The 16,991-nt window shown below is 57.3% G+C and carries 9 protein-coding genes, 2 tRNA genes and 3 rRNA genes; 4 read left to right on the top strand and 10 right to left on the bottom strand.

What is annotated here, in order from left to right; all coding sequences use genetic code 11:
• Positions 1-133: 133 nt before the first annotated feature.
• From BLR69_RS00710 to BLR69_RS00700, 3 genes are all read right to left on the bottom strand, one after another.
• Positions 134-766, bottom strand: a complete 633-nt coding sequence (locus tag BLR69_RS00710; RefSeq protein WP_071495180.1) for a glutathione S-transferase N-terminal domain-containing protein — start codon at positions 764-766, stop codon at positions 134-136.
• A gap of 12 nt (positions 767-778) precedes the next feature.
• The gene (locus BLR69_RS00705; protein WP_058426854.1) at positions 779-1,357 is read right to left on the bottom strand and encodes a GNAT family N-acetyltransferase; all 579 of its coding nucleotides are present in this window, start codon (positions 1,355-1,357) and stop codon (positions 779-781) included.
• A 70-nt stretch (positions 1,358-1,427) separates the two neighbouring features.
• Positions 1,428-3,785 (bottom strand): DNA polymerase II, encoded by a 2,358-nt coding sequence (locus BLR69_RS00700; RefSeq protein ID WP_071495181.1) that lies wholly within the window; start codon positions 3,783-3,785, stop codon positions 1,428-1,430.
• A 198-nt stretch (positions 3,786-3,983) separates the two neighbouring features.
• On the opposite strand from BLR69_RS00700, the gene BLR69_RS00695 reads away from it, so the two are divergent.
• Positions 3,984-6,194: a TonB-dependent receptor gene (locus tag BLR69_RS00695; protein ID WP_071495182.1), complete on the top strand. Its 2,211-nt coding sequence runs from the start codon at positions 3,984-3,986 to the stop codon at positions 6,192-6,194.
• Positions 6,195-6,281: 87 nt separating this feature from the next.
• A complete protein-coding gene (locus BLR69_RS00690) occupies positions 6,282-6,869 on the top strand; it encodes a hypothetical protein (RefSeq protein ID WP_071495183.1) in 588 nt (195 codons plus the stop codon).
• 45 nt (positions 6,870-6,914) lie between these two features.
• Here the strand turns inward: BLR69_RS00690 and BLR69_RS00685 are convergent, their stop codons facing one another.
• Positions 6,915-7,382 (bottom strand): SRPBCC family protein, encoded by a 468-nt coding sequence (locus BLR69_RS00685; protein WP_071495184.1) that lies wholly within the window; start codon positions 7,380-7,382, stop codon positions 6,915-6,917.
• Positions 7,383-7,479: 97 nt separating this feature from the next.
• On the opposite strand from BLR69_RS00685, the gene BLR69_RS00680 reads away from it, so the two are divergent.
• Positions 7,480-7,881: a GFA family protein gene (locus BLR69_RS00680; RefSeq protein ID WP_071495185.1), complete on the top strand. Its 402-nt coding sequence runs from the start codon at positions 7,480-7,482 to the stop codon at positions 7,879-7,881.
• A gap of 1 nt (position 7,882) precedes the next feature.
• On the opposite strand, the gene mrdA is transcribed toward BLR69_RS00680, so the two are convergent.
• From mrdA to BLR69_RS00650, 6 genes are all read right to left on the bottom strand, one after another.
• Complete coding sequence (mrdA, locus tag BLR69_RS00675; RefSeq protein ID WP_071495186.1) at positions 7,883-9,775, bottom strand: penicillin-binding protein 2; 1,893 nt, start codon at positions 9,773-9,775, stop codon at positions 7,883-7,885.
• 216 nt (positions 9,776-9,991) lie between these two features.
• A 5S ribosomal RNA gene (gene rrf / locus BLR69_RS00670) occupies positions 9,992-10,107 on the bottom strand.
• 155 nt (positions 10,108-10,262) lie between these two features.
• Positions 10,263-13,154: ribosomal RNA gene (locus tag BLR69_RS00665) — 23S ribosomal RNA — on the bottom strand.
• Between the two features lie 249 nt (positions 13,155-13,403).
• Positions 13,404-13,479 (bottom strand) — tRNA-Ala (locus tag BLR69_RS00660).
• A gap of 30 nt (positions 13,480-13,509) precedes the next feature.
• Positions 13,510-13,586, bottom strand: a tRNA-Ile gene (locus tag BLR69_RS00655).
• A gap of 161 nt (positions 13,587-13,747) precedes the next feature.
• Positions 13,748-15,284, bottom strand: a 16S ribosomal RNA gene (locus BLR69_RS00650).
• Together the 16S, 23S and 5S rRNA genes with 2 tRNA genes alongside form the textbook arrangement of a ribosomal RNA operon.
• Before the next feature lie 697 nt (positions 15,285-15,981).
• Here BLR69_RS00650 and rhtA point away from each other — a divergent pair.
• Positions 15,982-16,869, top strand: coding sequence for a threonine/homoserine exporter RhtA (gene rhtA, locus BLR69_RS00640; RefSeq protein WP_071496133.1), 888 nt, complete (start codon positions 15,982-15,984; stop codon positions 16,867-16,869).
• Positions 16,870-16,991: the final 122 nt, after the last annotated feature.

The following is a 16,991-nucleotide window of genomic DNA, read 5'->3' as shown; positions in this document are numbered from 1 at the left end:
TTGAGTTTCATGTCTGCGACAGTCAAATTCAAGGATGATTCCTACATCACTTTAAGAAAGCGTAGGTCAGGACGCCCGCTACGCAAGGGTTTGGTGGCTGCGACTGTCATTGTTTCCACTGATTGCGGAAACATCATGAGACCTTCCACTCCGGCCAATGCCGAGCAAATACAGGCGCGACGATGGGGTCGGCGTCCACCTGCGCCAAACTCTGGGCAAAGCCTGGCGCGAGGCCGTTCAACGCGTCGCGTGCCTCATCCCAGCGCGACACGGCGGCCGCCATCAAGCCCAGTGCATTCGGGGTGTTGTCCGGGCCAAACAACTGCTCGGCAAACTGATCGGCAAACAGCACCCAGGCCTGGTGCAGGTAGCGTCGGGTGCCCGTGACAAGCTGGGCCTGCACGGTTTCGCTGACGTTGCCGAGCCAGCGTTGCGGGTAGTCGATGATGCCGATGGCCGAGTAGCAATTGGCGGCGATGTACACCAGGCCGCGAATGATCTGCGCGCGATTGCCGGCCAACAGGTGGGAGGCAGGAAATTCCAGGCCCAGGTGGATCAGGATCGCTGCGCTTTCCGTCAGCACCTGGCCGTCCGGGGTCACCAGGGTGGGCACCTGTTTGAGCGGGTTGATCCGGGCCAGCTCGTCACTGCCCTCGCCCTCTGCCCAGGAAGCTGCGTCGACCCGGCGCCACGGCACCGCACAGCGCTGCAGGGCGATTTCGATCATGCAGGAGCCGGATTCGTCGATGCCGTAGAGCGTGTACATGGACCTTTCCTCCTAGCGTTGCAGTTTGGCCTGCAGGTTGGCTTTTACCTGCGGCCATTCCGAATCGATGATGCTGAAGCGCACCGAGTTGCGCTTGCGCCCGTCGGGCATGATGCGCTCGTGACGCACGATACCTTCCTGCACGGCGCCAAGACGCAGGATCGCGGCACGGGACTTTTCGTTGAGTTCATCGGTGGTGAATTGCACACGCACGCAGTCGAGCACTTCGAACGCGTAGGTCAGCAGCAACAGCTTGGCTTCGGTGTTGATGGCGCTTTTCTGGGTGGACAGCGCCAGCCAGGTGTGGCCGATTTCCAGTTTGCGATTGACCCGGTCGACCTTCCAGAACCGTGTGCTGCCGACCACCTGGCCGGTGTCGCGGCGCACCAGGGTGAACGGGATCACGCTACCGGCATCGCGCCCGGCCAGGGCGGTGTCGATGTACTGGTCGACCGTGTCCGGACCCGGCACGTTGGTGACCTTGAGGTTCCACAATTCGCCATCGGCGGCGGCCTCGAGCAAGGCGGCCTTGTGTGCCCGTTGCAGGGGCAGGAGTTCGACCGTGGTGCCGGTCAAGGTAAGTTCGGTCATGGGGGCTGCGCCGTCAGGGTGGTCGTCAGTGACCAAGAGTGCAGGCTCGCACACGGACGAATCAAGCGTTTTAAAACAGGCCCATTTGCCCGCCGACCAAGGTGCTGAAATCGTCATTCACGAACGGCAGTATCGCATCGGCCACCGGCTGCAATTGCCGGGTGACGTAGTGATCGTAATCGATGGGCGCTTGTCGCACCTCCAACGGCTCGGGGCCGTTGACGCTGATCACGTAGCTGATCCAGCCGCCGCGCTGGTACTGGCGCGGGCGGTTCAAGCGGTCGTTGTACTCATCGGCCAGGCGCGCGGCGCGCACATGGGGCGGCACGTTGCGTTCGTAGTCGTCCAACCGGCGACGCAGGCGTTTGCGGTAGATCAGCAACTCATCGAACTCGCCGCTCAGGGTGCGGCGCACGTAGTCGCGGATGTAGTCCTGGTGCGGCTGGCGGTGGAAGATGCGCTGGTAAAGTTCCTGCTGGAAACGGCGGGCCAGGGGCGACCAGTCGCTGCGTACGGTTTCCAGGCCTTTGTAGACCATGTCCTCGCTGCCATCGCTGCGCACCACCAGGCCGGCGTAGCGCTTTTTGCTGCCCTCCTCCGCGCCACGGATGGTCGGCATGAGGAAGCGCGTGAAGTGAGTTTCGTATTGCAGTTCCAGGGCGCTTTGCAGGCCGAATTCATTGTGCAGGTGCTCGCGCCACCAGTCGTTGACGTGCTGGACCAACGCCTGGCCGATGCGGCCGGCCTCCGCTTGGCTATGCGTTTTGCCGAGCCAGACGAAGGTGGAGTCGGTGTCACCGTAGATCACCTCGTAGCCTTGGGCTTCGACCAGTTGGCGGGTCTGGCGCATGATCTGGTGCCCACGCATCGTGATCGACGACGCCAGCCGTGTATCGAAGAACCGGCAACCGCTGGAGCCGAGCACACCGTAGAAGGCGTTCATGATGATTTTCAAAGCCTGGGACAGCGGCGCGTTATGTTCGCGCTTGGCCACTTCGCGACCTTCGGAGACCCGTGCGACGATGGACGGCAAGCAATGTCGGGTGCGGGAAAACCGCGCGCCGCGAAAGCCTTCCACCGATGCGCTGTCGTCGGGGTGCTTGAGGCCTTCGATCAGGCCGACCGGGTCGATCAGGAAGCTGCGGATGATCGACGGGTAGAGGCTTTTGTAATCAAGCACCAGCACCGATTCGTAGAGGCCGGGCCGTGAGTCCATGACAAAACCGCCCGGGCTGGCCTGGGGTGGTTTGTCGCCCAGGTTCGGCGCGACGAAGCCCTGGCGGTGCATCAACGGCAGGTACAAATGGGTGAACGCGGCGACGGAACCGCCGTTGCGGTCGGCCGGCAAGCCGGTGACGCTGGCGCGTTCCAGCAGGAACTTGAGCAGTTCGGTCTTGGCGAAAATCCGCGTGACCAGCTCGCAGTCCTTGAGGTTGTAACGCGCCAGGGCGGGCTTGTCCTCGGCGAACATGCGGTTGATTTCGTCCATGCGCTGGTACGGCGTGGAGATGTCCTTGCCTTCGCCAAGCAGGGTTTGCGCGACGTTTTCCAGGCTGAAGGATTCGAAGCTCCACGTAGCTGAGCGCAGGGCTTCGATGCCATCGATGATCAAGCGTCCCGCTGCCGCCGCGAAGTAGTGGTTACGGCTGCCGTGTTCGCGCCAGGCCATCGGCTCGTCGCCACGCCCGAGCATGAGCGGCACGTTGAGGCGCTGGGCATGTTCGTGGAGCACACGCAGGTCGAATTGCACCAGGTTCCAGCCGATGATCGCGTCGGGGTCGTGCTCGGCGAGCCATGCGTTGAGACGTTCGAGCAGTTGGGCGCGGGTGTCGCAGTAGTCGAGCTTGAAGTCCACCGCATCGGCTTTGTTCGGCGGGCCGAGCATGTACACCTGGCGTTCGCCGCAGCCTTCGAGGGCGATGGAGTAGAGGTCGCCCTGGGCGGTGGTCTCGATGTCGAGGGACACCAGTTTCAGCAGTGGGCGGTAGTCGGGCGCGGGTTTCATCTGCGCCTCGCAGAGTACGCCGGTGGCGTCGGGGGTGCCGCCGAACCACACCGGCGCGGTGATGAAGCGCTCCATCATGTAGCGCTCGGGTGGGCGCACGTCGCCCTCGTACACGTCGACGCCCGCAGCGCGCAGGCGTTTTTCCACGTCCATGGCCTGGCGGTGCTGGCGGGTGTACAGGCCCAGGACCGGGCGATGATGGAAATCGCACAACTGCAACGGCCGCAGTTCGATATCGCGCTCGCCCTTGAGCAGCCAATCCAGCGGCTTGCGATGGGCTTCGGGGATGAACATCACCGAGGTCTGCACGGGTAGGCGGATAAACTTCGGGCCCTGGTCGGTGGCCAGCCAGAAACTGACCTCCGTGCCCGCCGGGGTATCGCGCCAATGCCGGGTCAGGACAAAACCCTGCTGTAAATCCACCGTACCGCACCTCAGGAATCGCTTTCAGGGCGTGATTCTACTCGGCATCAATGCGCGCAGACCTTAATCTCACAAAATTGTTGCACGACGTTAATAATAATTACTATCATTTGCACCGGAGTCGTATCGGCGCAGTGAGGAAGCGCAACCATTGTTGCCCTTTCCCTCACCGTTGACGGTTCACCGTCAGGATCGACCATGCCCGCCCGTACCCGATTCGCTGTGCCGTATCGCCCCACCCTGCTCGCCCTGTGCTGTTCCCTGAGCCTCTCGGCTCACGCCAGCCAGGAAACCGGCACGCTGGAACTGGGCGCCACCACTATCAGCGCCGACGCCCCTGCGCCAGGCGCCCTGCCCCCCGTTTACGCCGGCGGCCAAGTGGCACGTGGCGGTCAGCTGGGGGTGCTGGGCAACCAGGACATCATGGACGTGCCGTTCAGCATGTCCTCCTACACCGAGAAATTGATTCGCGACCGGCAGGCCGAAACGATCGGCGATGTACTGCTCAATGACTCGTCGGTGCGCCAGGCGTCTGGCTTCGCCAATCAGTCACAGACCTTCATGATCCGTGGCCTGCCGCTCACCGGCGACGATATGTCCTTTAACGGTCTGTACGGCATCCTGCCGCGTCAGATTATGTCCACCGACGCCCTGGAGCGTGTGGAAGTGTTCAAGGGGCCGAATGCTTTCATCAATGGTGTGACTCCGACCGGCTCGGGGATCGGCGGCGGTGTGAACCTGCAACCCAAGCGCGCCGATGACCTGCCACTGCGTCGATTCAGCACCGATATCAGCAGCAATGGCCGGGTGGGCGAGCACCTGGATATTGGCCAGCGCTTCGGCGAGGACAACCAGTTTGGTGCACGCGTGAACCTGTCCCAGCGCGAAGGCGATACCGGCATCGATGATGAAAATCAGCGCTCGAAGCTGTTCACCGTGGGCCTGGACTACCGCGGTGATGCGTTGCGCCTGTCCAGTGATTTTGTGTATCAGAAGCAGCGCATCAACGGTGGGCGTAACTCGGTATTCCTGGGCACGGCCACCCATGTGCCGGATGCGCCTTCGGCCGACACCAACTACGCGCCGAGCTGGAGCAGCACCAACCTCGAAGACACCCTGGGCATGCTGCGCGCCGAGTATGACCTGAACGAGAACTGGACGGCCTACGCAGCAGGCGGTGCCAAGCACACCCGGGAAATGGGGCGCTACTCGTCGGTCACGCTGACGGACAACAGCGGTAATGCCCTGGCAAGCCGCTCGACCATCGCCCACGAAGAAGACAACCGCAGCTTAATGGGCGGGTTGAACGGCAGGTTCCAGACCGGCCCTGTGAGCCATCGGCTCAACTTCGGCCTGGCCGGTATCTGGACCCAGGCACGCAATGCCTATGTGTTCAACGCCTCGTCGACGGCCACCCGCACCAATATCTACGACCCTGTGACCGGCGCTCCGCCCACCCTGAACAACCCGCGCAATACGCCAGGCACTGACTTCAGTGACCCGACCATTACAGGCAAAACATTCGTGCGCAGCGCAGCAGTGTCCGACACCCTGGGCTTTTTCGATGACCGCCTGTTGGTCACGTTGGGCGCGCGCCGCCAGCAGATGGTGGTACAGGCTTACAACTACATGAGCGGTACGCGCACTTCCAACTATGACGAATCAATTACCACGCCAGTCTACGGCCTGGTGTTCAAACCGTGGCAACATGTGTCTTTCTACGCCAACCGCATCGAAGGCCTGGCGCAAGGCCCGACGTCGCCGGTCAACTCGGGCAACCGGACGATCATCGGCGGCGGCCAGGCGTTTGCGCCTGCTCGCTCCAAACAAATCGAAGCGGGTGTGAAAGTGGACATGGGCACCTATGGCGCGACGCTGGGTGTATACCGTATCGAACAGCCTGGGGCCGGCTACGTTCAGGTCATCGATGCGACTACAGCGCGCTATGTGCGTGAAGGCCTGCAAATCAACAAAGGCGTGGAACTGAACGTCTTCGGCGAACCCCTCAGCGGCCTGCGTTTGCTGGGCGGTGTGACGGTGATGAAGACCGAACTCAAGGACACGCAAAACGGTGCCAACGACGGCAACCGTGCGATCGGCGTGCCTTCGTTCCAGCTCAACGCCGATGTGGATTGGGATGTGCCTGGCCTGCAAGGCGTAACCCTCAATGGCCGCTGGCTGCGCACGGGCGGGCAGTATGCCGACGCCGCCAATAACTTGAGCTTGCCGACGTGGAACCGCTTCGACGTGGGCGCGCGCTACAACTTCAAGGTGGCCCAGCGTGATGTCACCCTCGGCGCCACCGTGGAGAACGTCGCCAACGCGAAGTACTGGGAATCGGCCCAGGGCGGTTTCCTGAGCCAGGGCGACCCGCGTGTTGCCAAGTTGTCGGCGACTGTGGACTTCTAAACGCGTTACACCAAGGTGAGTCAGCGAATTTGCGCATCGCCGGCTCACCACTAGACTCAGGGCTCCTCTCACATGGAAGTCCCTTCAATGAAGCTATCCCGTTCCCTGCGCCAGGCAATTGCACTGGCCACCCTTCTGTCCGCCGGCAACCTGGTCGCTCACGCCGCCGATATCCCGCTGTCCAAATCCCTGGAAGCCGATGAAGTCACTACAAAAGTGTTGGCCGTCGATGCGGCCAAACATCAGGTGGTGCTGGCCGGTGCCGAGGGGCGTGAAGTGCATGTGCAACTTACCGATGCCGCCAAGGACCTAGGCAACCTCAAGGTCGGTGACCAGGTCAAGGTGCTGACCACTCACTCGGTTGCGGCGGTGCTGGACACCGATGTGGACAAGAGCCGACCGGATGCCAGCGAAAAAACCGGCGTGATCCGCGCCACCGCCGACAATCCCAACCCAGGCGGTGCAGCTTTCCGCCAGGTGCAGGTGCAACTGAAGATCACCCATATCGACCTGAAGAAAAACCAGGTCACCCTGGAGAACCCTGCCGGTGCGACGAAGGTGTTGAATGTGGAGAAGCCGGAGATTCGCGCCGGCCTCAAAGACCTGAAAGTCGGGCAGAGTGTCCTGGTAACGTTTACCGACACCTTGGAGATCACCACCGCTCACGAAGGCTGAGTACGGTGCAAAGAGGCGGGCATCACGCATTGATGCCCGCTGGGGTCAAGCCTGTCGGGCCTGGCTCAGGTAGTTTTCGATGTTGCCCATTTGCTCGTCCCACCCGCGTGAGTTCATCTTGAAGGCCTTTTGCCGACGTGCTTCGGGCACCGCGTCAAAGCCGGACTCGACCACCCGCAGCAAAATGCCCGGTGCACGGTCTTCAACGGTGAACTCCACCAGTGTCGGGGTTTCCTGGTCGTAGTCGACGCCCGCCTCGACCGCGAAGGGGTGCCACCAGAAAGAGAACAACGTTTGCGGCAGGATGCGTTCGATCCTGGCCTTCCAGATCACATGTTCATAACCCGGATAGGTGATAGGTGCCTCGATGGTTTGCCCGGCAACAAAGGCTTTGCCTTCGAGGGCGATACCAAACCAATGGCCGAATTGCTCGGCATCGGTGAGGGCGTCCCACACCTGTCTACGTGAAGCGTTGAGCAGGACTTTCCGTTCGATTCGATCCAATACATGCATAAGTCACCTCCTCCATTGACAGTAGGCGACATCGACCAATGCGCAACCTAGGATTGTAAGCAATGATGATGGCCCCTTCCTTACCGGCAATTACGTTATGACTGACCCATTGAATGGAAGTTGCTTCTGCAAGGGCGTGCGGTACCAGGTGAGGCGTCTGGACATGCCGATCAGCCACTGCCACTGCGACAGCTGCCGCAAGGTGCATGCAGCGGCATTTGTCACAACAGCCGGAGTGATGCGCGAACACTTTCGCTGGACCCAGGGCGTGGAGTTGCTGGCATCTTTCGAATCGTCGCCGGGCAAGCTCAGGCATTTCTGCTCGCGTTGCGGCTCACACCTGATGGCCGAACGTGAGCATCAACCCCACGTCATTGTGCGGGTGGCGACGCTGGATGATGATCCGGGCGTCAGGCCCACCACGCACATCTGGACGGCCCATGATGTGCCCTGGCTTGCCTATGAAGGCATAGAGCAATGGGAGGAGTGGAAAGCATGATTTAAACCTTCGGGTCTCCTGGTGCTTTGGCCGGCGTTGCATATTGCGGCTTCAGGTGGCCTTCCTGGTCAAGCAACCAGGCGTCCATGATCTGACGCACCACCGGCCCAGCAACCCGCCCGCCGGCTTCACCGTTTTCGATCATTACCGAAATCACGATTTTCGGGTGTTCGGCCGGCGCGAAACCGACGAACAAGGCGTTGTCGCGGTGGCGCTCCAGGGTCTTTTCACGGTTGTAGCGCTCGCCTTGCTTGATCGCCACCACCTGTGCGGTACCACTCTTGCCGGCGATACGGTACTGCGCGCCTTGTGCGGCAGCGCGGGCAATGCCGCGTGGGTCGTGCATCACCAATTGCATGCCATGGTTAACCTGTTCCCAATCACGTGGGTCTTTGAGGACCACATTGGGCATCGGGTTTTCATCCACCGGTGGCACGCCGTTGATGGTCTTGGCCAAGTGCGGTCGGTTCCACACGCCTTTGTTGGCAATCAGCGCGGTGGCTTGGGCCAGCTGCAGCGGCGTGACCTGCATGTAGCCCTGACCGATACCGAGGATCACCGTCTCACCCGGGAACCAGGGTTGGCGGCGAGTGGCGCGCTTCCAGGCCTGGGATGGCATCAAGCCGGCTGACTCCTCAAACATGTCCAGCGACACTTTCTGACCCAGGCCGAACTCAGCCAGGTAGTCGTGCAGGCGATCGATGCCTAGCTTGTGGGCCAGATCGTAAAAGTAGGTGTCGTTGGAGCGCATGATGGCGGCGTCCATGTCTACCCATCCATCACCGCTGTGGTTCCAGTTGCGGTATTTGTGGTCGAAATCCGGCAGTTGGTAGTAACCAGGATCGAACACACGGGTCTGTGCAGTGACGACACCGCTGTCGAGGCCGGCGATGGCGACTTCCGGCTTGATGGTCGAGCCCGGTGCGTAGAGCCCGCGCAGGACGCGGTTGAACAGCGGCCGGTCGATGGAGTCATGCAGCGCGGCATATTCCTTGAAGCTGATACCGGTGACGAACAGGTTAGGGTCGAAGCTGGGCTTGCTGACCATGGCCAGCACTTCGCCGGTTTGTGGGTCGAGGGCAACCACCGAGCCACGACGATCGCCCAAGGCTTCTTCCGCCGCTTCCTGAAGGTGGACGTCGAGGCTGAGTACGATGTTTTTGCCGGGGATCGGATCGGTGTGCTTGAGCACGCGCAGCACGCGGCCCTGGGCGTTGGTCTCGACTTCTTCGTAGCCCACGTGACCATGCAGCTCGGATTCGTAGAAGCGCTCGATACCGGTCTTGCCGATGGACTGAGTGCCACGGTACTCCACCGAATCGAGGGCTTTGGACTCTTTCTCGTTGATCCGTCCCACATAACCGATGGAATGAGCAAAGTGAGCACCCAGGGGGTAGTGGCGAACAAATTGCGGCTCAACATCAACCCCTGGCAGACGGAATTCGTTCACCGCCAGCAGCGCGATCTGCTCTTCGGTCAGCTCGTAAAACAATGTCACAGGGACAAACGGGTGACGTGCCTGCTTTAGTGCCTTGTCGAACACCGCACGATCTTCGGCGGGCAGGTGCAGCAAACTGACGATGGCGTCCAGCTCGCCCTTGAGGTCGGTGGTGCGCTCACGGGTGATGGTCAGGTTATAGCTGGGGCGGTTGTCGGCCAACACGACGCCATTGCGGTCGTAGATCAGCCCACGCGTCGGCGTGATGGGTAATACGTGGACGCGGTTGTTTTCGGAAATCGTGGAGTGATAGTCGAACTGCACGACCTGCAGGAAGTACATGCGCCCCACCAGGGCGCAGGAAATGCCAATCACCAGCAGCGCACAGGCGAGCAGGCGCTTGTTGACCAGGCGGTTTTCTTTTTCGTGATCTTTGATGGGTATCGGTTCAGGCATTTCTACAGCATCTCGTTGAAGAAGGTCGAGGCCGCGTCCTGCGGGTGAAAGATCAATCCCTGTGAAAATGTGCTGCACCATACCAAAAATGCAGAAACACTTTGCATCGATTTCCCCAACGGTACGGTATTTATCGGGAGCGAGTAGCGCTTGGCTTTTCGACCGCCCAAAACAAAACCCCTGACTGCGTTAGCAATCAGGGGTTCTGGAATTTAATCTTGACGATGACCTACTCTCACATGGGGAAACCCCACACTACCATCGGCGATGCATCGTTTCACTACTGAGTTCGGGATGGGATCAGGTGGTTCCAATGCTCTATGGTCGTCAAGAAATTCGGGTACCGAGTCGTGGCTTATGCCTCGCTTCAGCAAATTGGGTATGTGACAGCTTTCGGTGTTTTGTGAGCGTCGAACTTTCGGTTCATTTCGTCTTCACACACCGCAATCTGATGCTCGTTAGAGTAGTCAAATTGCTTGGGTGTTATATGGTCAAGCCTCACGGGCAATTAGTATTGGTTAGCTCAACGCCTCACAGCGCTTACACACCCAACCTATCAACGTCGTAGTCTTCGACGGCCCTTCAGGGAACTCAAGGTTCCAGTGAGATCTCATCTTGAGGCTAGTTTCCCGCTTAGATGCTTTCAGCGGTTATCTATTCCGAACATAGCTACCCGGCAATGCCACTGGCGTGACAACCGGAACACCAGAGGTTCGTCCACTCCGGTCCTCTCGTACTAGGAGCAGCCCCTCTCAAATCTCAAACGTCCACGGCAGATAGGGACCGAACTGTCTCACGACGTTCTAAACCCAGCTCGCGTACCACTTTAAATGGCGAACAGCCATACCCTTGGGACCGGCTTCAGCCCCAGGATGTGATGAGCCGACATCGAGGTGCCAAACACCGCCGTCGATATGAACTCTTGGGCGGTATCAGCCTGTTATCCCCGGAGTACCTTTTATCCGTTGAGCGATGGCCCTTCCATACAGAACCACCGGATCACTAAGACCTACTTTCGTACCTGCTCGACGTGTCTGTCTCGCAGTCAAGCGCGCTTTTGCCTTTATACTCTACGACCGATTTCCGACCGGTCTGAGCGCACCTTCGTACTCCTCCGTTACTCTTTAGGAGGAGACCGCCCCAGTCAAACTACCCACCATACACTGTCCTCGATCCGGATAACGGACCTGAGTTAGAACCTCAAAGTTGCCAGGGTGGTATTTCAAGGATGGCTCCACGCGAACTGGCGTCCACGCTTCAAAGCCTCCCACCTATCCTACACAAGCAAATTCAAAGTCCAGTGCAAAGCTATAGTAAAGGTTCACGGGGTCTTTCCGTCTAGCCGCGGATACACTGCATCTTCACAGCGATTTCAATTTCACTGAGTCTCGGGTGGAGACAGCGCCGCCATCGTTACGCCATTCGTGCAGGTCGGAACTTACCCGACAAGGAATTTCGCTACCTTAGGACCGTTATAGTTACGGCCGCCGTTTACCGGGGCTTCGATCAAGAGCTTCGCGTTAGCTAACCCCATCAATTAACCTTCCGGCACCGGGCAGGCGTCACACCCTATACGTCCACTTTCGTGTTTGCAGAGTGCTGTGTTTTTAATAAACAGTCGCAGCGGCCTGGTATCTTCGACCGGCATGAGCTTACGGAGCAAGTCCTTCACCCTCACCGGCGCACCTTCTCCCGAAGTTACGGTGCCATTTTGCCTAGTTCCTTCACCCGAGTTCTCTCAAGCGCCTTGGTATTCTCTACCCAACCACCTGTGTCGGTTTGGGGTACGGTTCCTGGTTACCTGAAGCTTAGAAGCTTTTCTTGGAAGCATGGCATCAACCACTTCGTTAACTAAAAGTTAACTCGTCATCAGCTCTCGGCCTTAAGATCCCGGATTTACCTAAGATCTCAGCCTACCACCTTAAACTTGGACAACCAACGCCAAGCTGGCCTAGCCTTCTCCGTCCCTCCATCGCAATAACCAGAAGTACAGGAATATTAACCTGTTTTCCATCGACTACGCTTTTCAGCCTCGCCTTAGGGACCGACTAACCCTGCGTCGATTAACGTTGCGCAGGAAACCTTGGTCTTTCGGCGTGGGTGTTTTTCACACCCATTGTCGTTACTCATGTCAGCATTCGCACTTCTGATACCTCCAGCAAGCTTCTCAACTCACCTTCACAGGCTTACAGAACGCTCCTCTACCGCATCACTTACGTGATACCCGTAGCTTCGGTGTATGGTTTGAGCCCCGTTACATCTTCCGCGCAGGCCGACTCGACTAGTGAGCTATTACGCTTTCTTTAAAGGGTGGCTGCTTCTAAGCCAACCTCCTAGCTGTCTAAGCCTTCCCACATCGTTTCCCACTTAACCATAACTTTGGGACCTTAGCTGACGGTCTGGGTTGTTTCCCTTTTCACGACGGACGTTAGCACCCGCCGTGTGTCTCCCATGCTCGGCACTTGTAGGTATTCGGAGTTTGCATCGGTTTGGTAAGTCGGGATGACCCCCTAGCCGAAACAGTGCTCTACCCCCTACAGTGATACATGAGGCGCTACCTAAATAGCTTTCGAGGAGAACCAGCTATCTCCGAGCTTGATTAGCCTTTCACTCCGATCCACAGGTCATCCGCTAACTTTTCAACGGTAGTCGGTTCGGTCCTCCAGTTAGTGTTACCCAACCTTCAACCTGCCCATGGATAGATCGCCCGGTTTCGGGTCTATTCCCAGCGACTAGACGCCCTATTAAGACTCGCTTTCGCTACGCCTCCCCTATTCGGTTAAGCTCGCCACTGAAAATAAGTCGCTGACCCATTATACAAAAGGTACGCAGTCACCTAACAAAGTAGGCTCCCACTGCTTGTACGCATACGGTTTCAGGATCTATTTCACTCCCCTCTCCGGGGTTCTTTTCGCCTTTCCCTCACGGTACTAGTTCACTATCGGTCAGTCAGTAGTATTTAGCCTTGGAGGATGGTCCCCCCATATTCAGACAAAGTTTCTCGTGCTCCGTCCTACTCGATTTCATGACTAAGAGATTTTCGCGTACAGGGCTATCACCCACTATGGCCGCACTTTCCAGAGCGTTCCGCTAATCTCAAAGCCACTTAAGGGCTAGTCCCCGTTCGCTCGCCACTACTAAGGGAATCTCGGTTGATTTCTTTTCCTCAGGGTACTTAGATGTTTCAGTTCCCCTGGTTCGCCTCTTGCACCTATGTATTCAGTACAAGATAACCATCTTATGATGGCTGGGTTCCCCCATTCAGACATCTCCGGATCAAAGTCTGTTTGCCGACTCCCCGAAGCTTTTCGCAGGCTACCACGTCTTTCATCGCCTCTGACTGCCAAGGCATCCACCGTATGCGCTTCTTCACTTGACCATATAACCCCAAGCAATCTGGTTATACTGTGAAGACGACATTCGCCGAAAATTCGAATTTCTCAATTACGAGAACTCACAAATTTTACCTTAGCCTGATCCGTTACCAGTGAAAGTAACGTTCAGTCTATCTTTCTATCACATACCCAAATTTTTAAAGAACGATCTAATCAAAGACTAGAAATCAACATTCATCACCGTCTTGGTGGAATGCTCATTTCTAAGCTTTCAAAACTTTCAGAAGCAGTAGTGGTGGAGCCAAACGGGATCGAACCGTTGACCTCCTGCGTGCAAGGCAGGCGCTCTCCCAGCTGAGCTATGGCCCCGTATTTCTACAGGCGTTTCCCACACAAAATTGGTGGGTCTGGGCAGATTCGAACTGCCGACCTCACCCTTATCAGGGGTGCGCTCTAACCAACTGAGCTACAGACCCAATTTCGAGCTACAAGGCCGACCTCACCCTGCTCTTTACCACAGAGCATGGGGTGCGCTCTAACCAACTAAGCTACATCCATCTCTGGCTGCTTCTTATCGTCTTCTTCAATGAATCAAGCAATTCGTGTGGGAACTTATGGAGCAGCTGATGTCGTCGATTAAGGAGGTGATCCAGCCGCAGGTTCCCCTACGGCTACCTTGTTACGACTTCACCCCAGTCATGAATCACACCGTGGTAACCGTCCTCCCGAAGGTTAGACTAGCTACTTCTGGTGCAACCCACTCCCATGGTGTGACGGGCGGTGTGTACAAGGCCCGGGAACGTATTCACCGCGACATTCTGATTCGCGATTACTAGCGATTCCGACTTCACGCAGTCGAGTTGCAGACTGCGATCCGGACTACGATCGGTTTTATGGGATTAGCTCCACCTCGCGGCTTGGCAACCCTCTGTACCGACCATTGTAGCACGTGTGTAGCCCAGGCCGTAAGGGCCATGATGACTTGACGTCATCCCCACCTTCCTCCGGTTTGTCACCGGCAGTCTCCTTAGAGTGCCCACCATTACGTGCTGGTAACTAAGGACAAGGGTTGCGCTCGTTACGGGACTTAACCCAACATCTCACGACACGAGCTGACGACAGCCATGCAGCACCTGTCTCAATGTTCCCGAAGGCACCAATCTATCTCTAGAAAGTTCATTGGATGTCAAGGCCTGGTAAGGTTCTTCGCGTTGCTTCGAATTAAACCACATGCTCCACCGCTTGTGCGGGCCCCCGTCAATTCATTTGAGTTTTAACCTTGCGGCCGTACTCCCCAGGCGGTCAACTTAATGCGTTAGCTGCGCCACTAAAAGCTCAAGGCTTCCAACGGCTAGTTGACATCGTTTACGGCGTGGACTACCAGGGTATCTAATCCTGTTTGCTCCCCACGCTTTCGCACCTCAGTGTCAGTATTAGTCCAGGTGGTCGCCTTCGCCACTGGTGTTCCTTCCTATATCTACGCATTTCACCGCTACACAGGAAATTCCACCACCCTCTACCATACTCTAGTCAGTCAGTTTTGAATGCAGTTCCCAGGTTGAGCCCGGGGATTTCACATCCAACTTAACAAACCACCTACGCGCGCTTTACGCCCAGTAATTCCGATTAACGCTTGCACCCTCTGTATTACCGCGGCTGCTGGCACAGAGTTAGCCGGTGCTTATTCTGTCGGTAACGTCAAAATTGCAGAGTATTAATCTACAACCCTTCCTCCCAACTTAAAGTGCTTTACAATCCGAAGACCTTCTTCACACACGCGGCATGGCTGGATCAGGCTTTCGCCCATTGTCCAATATTCCCCACTGCTGCCTCCCGTAGGAGTCTGGACCGTGTCTCAGTTCCAGTGTGACTGATCATCCTCTCAGACCAGTTACGGATCGTCGCCTTGGTGAGCCATTACCCCACCAACTAGCTAATCCGACCTAGGCTCATCTGATAGCGCAAGGCCCGAAGGTCCCCTGCTTTCTCCCGTAGGACGTATGCGGTATTAGCGTCCGTTTCCGAACGTTATCCCCCACTACCAGGCAGATTCCTAGGCATTACTCACCCGTCCGCCGCTCTCAAGAGAAGCAAGCTTCTCTCTACCGCTCGACTTGCATGTGTTAGGCCTGCCGCCAGCGTTCAATCTGAGCCATGATCAAACTCTTCAGTTCAAACATCTTTGGGTTTTTAAGAAACCCTAAACTTGGCTCAGCAATCGTTGGTTACATCTTTGATTTCTCGCGGAGTAACTTGTGATGCTGATAATCTTGTTGACTATCAGTCTGACTCCACAAGCACCCACACGAATTGCTTGATTCAGTTGTTAAAGAGCGGTTGGTTAAGATGTTTCGTCTCAACCGAGGCGCGCATTCTACAGCAGCCTCATTTGCTGTCAAGTGATTATTTTCAGAAGTTTTCGAAGATTTCTTCAACAACTTCAACCACTTGCGCTTCCGATCTCTCGTTAGCGGGAGGCGAATTCTACAGCGTTACACGCTGCTGTCAACACCTCTTTTTCTCCGCTTTCGACCGAGAGGATCGAAACGTTAATAGAGCCACACAACACTGCTCTACCAACTCCTTCTGGGCCTCGATGATCTGAAGCAAGTCGCTGTCGAATTCTGCGTAACTCTTTGTTTACCAAGGAGTTTTCCGTTTCGACTGCGCCGGAAGTGGGGCGAATTATAGACTTCCAGAATCTGCCGTCAACCCTTAATTTGCTTTTTCTATCAAAGAACCTGAAACGCTCCAAATTCGCCCTGTATAACGCATTAAAAAGGATAGTTGAGCAATATATTGCTCATCACCAAACAGTTGAGCATCATAGCGCCCTTGCTTCTCTATATATGACTTCGGACGAATACCCCAATGACCACCTCACCCCGCGGCCCGGCCTCGACACTGTTCCCTGTCGGCCTGCTGTTGATCGCCATGGCCTCCATCCAGTCCGGCGCCTCGCTGGCCAAGAGCATGTTCCCTATCGTTGGCGCACAAGGCACCACGACCCTGCGCCTGATTTTCGCCAGCGTGATCATGCTGCTGCTGTTGCGCCCGTGGCGCGCCAAGCTGACCTCCAAGTCCTTACGCACCGTCATCGTCTACGGGATGGCGTTGGGTGGCATGAACTTTCTCTTCTATATGTCATTGCGCAGCGTGCCCCTGGGGATTGCGGTCGCTCTGGAGTTCACCGGCCCCCTCGCGGTAGCCATCTACGCCTCTCGGCGCGCAGTCGACTTCCTGTGGATTGCCCTCGCCATCATCGGCCTTCTCTTGTTGATCCCGATGGGCGAGGCCAGCAGCGGCATCGACTTGCTGGGGGCAGCCTACGCGCTGGGAGCAGGCGTGTGCTGGGCGCTCTACATTCTATATGGCCAGAAAGCAGGGAATGACAACGGGGTCCAGACCGCCGCCCTTGGGGTGATGATCGCCGCATTGTTTGTTGCACCTATCGGCATCGTCCACGCCGGCAGCGCATTGCTGACTCCCGCACTGATCCCGATCGCCATCGGCGTCGCCATTCTGTCCACCGCCCTGCCCTACACCTTGGAAATGGTTGCACTGACGCGCCTCCCTGCCCGCACCTTCGGCACTCTTATGAGCATCGAGCCTGCTTTTGGCGCGCTCTCCGGTCTGTTATTCCTGCACGAGCACTTGTCATTCGCGCAGTGGCTGGCAATCACTTGCATCATTCTGGCCTCCGTAGGTGCCACGGTGACGATGCGCAGTGAGCCAAAGCCTTTGGTTGCCTCGGATTGAAGTCTGTTTGAATGTAGCTCTGGTATTTGCCGCACATTTAAGCCATGTTTAGGCCGCACACGAATGTCACTCATGGAGAACTTCGACAAGGACAGCGCGAACGCTACACCCGAGAGCGAGTA

It is taken from the genome of Pseudomonas azotoformans (assembly GCF_900103345.1).
In the GTDB taxonomy this organism is placed as follows: domain Bacteria; phylum Pseudomonadota; class Gammaproteobacteria; order Pseudomonadales; family Pseudomonadaceae; genus Aquipseudomonas; species Aquipseudomonas azotoformans.
This window is presented reverse-complemented; position numbering and strand designations above follow the sequence as displayed.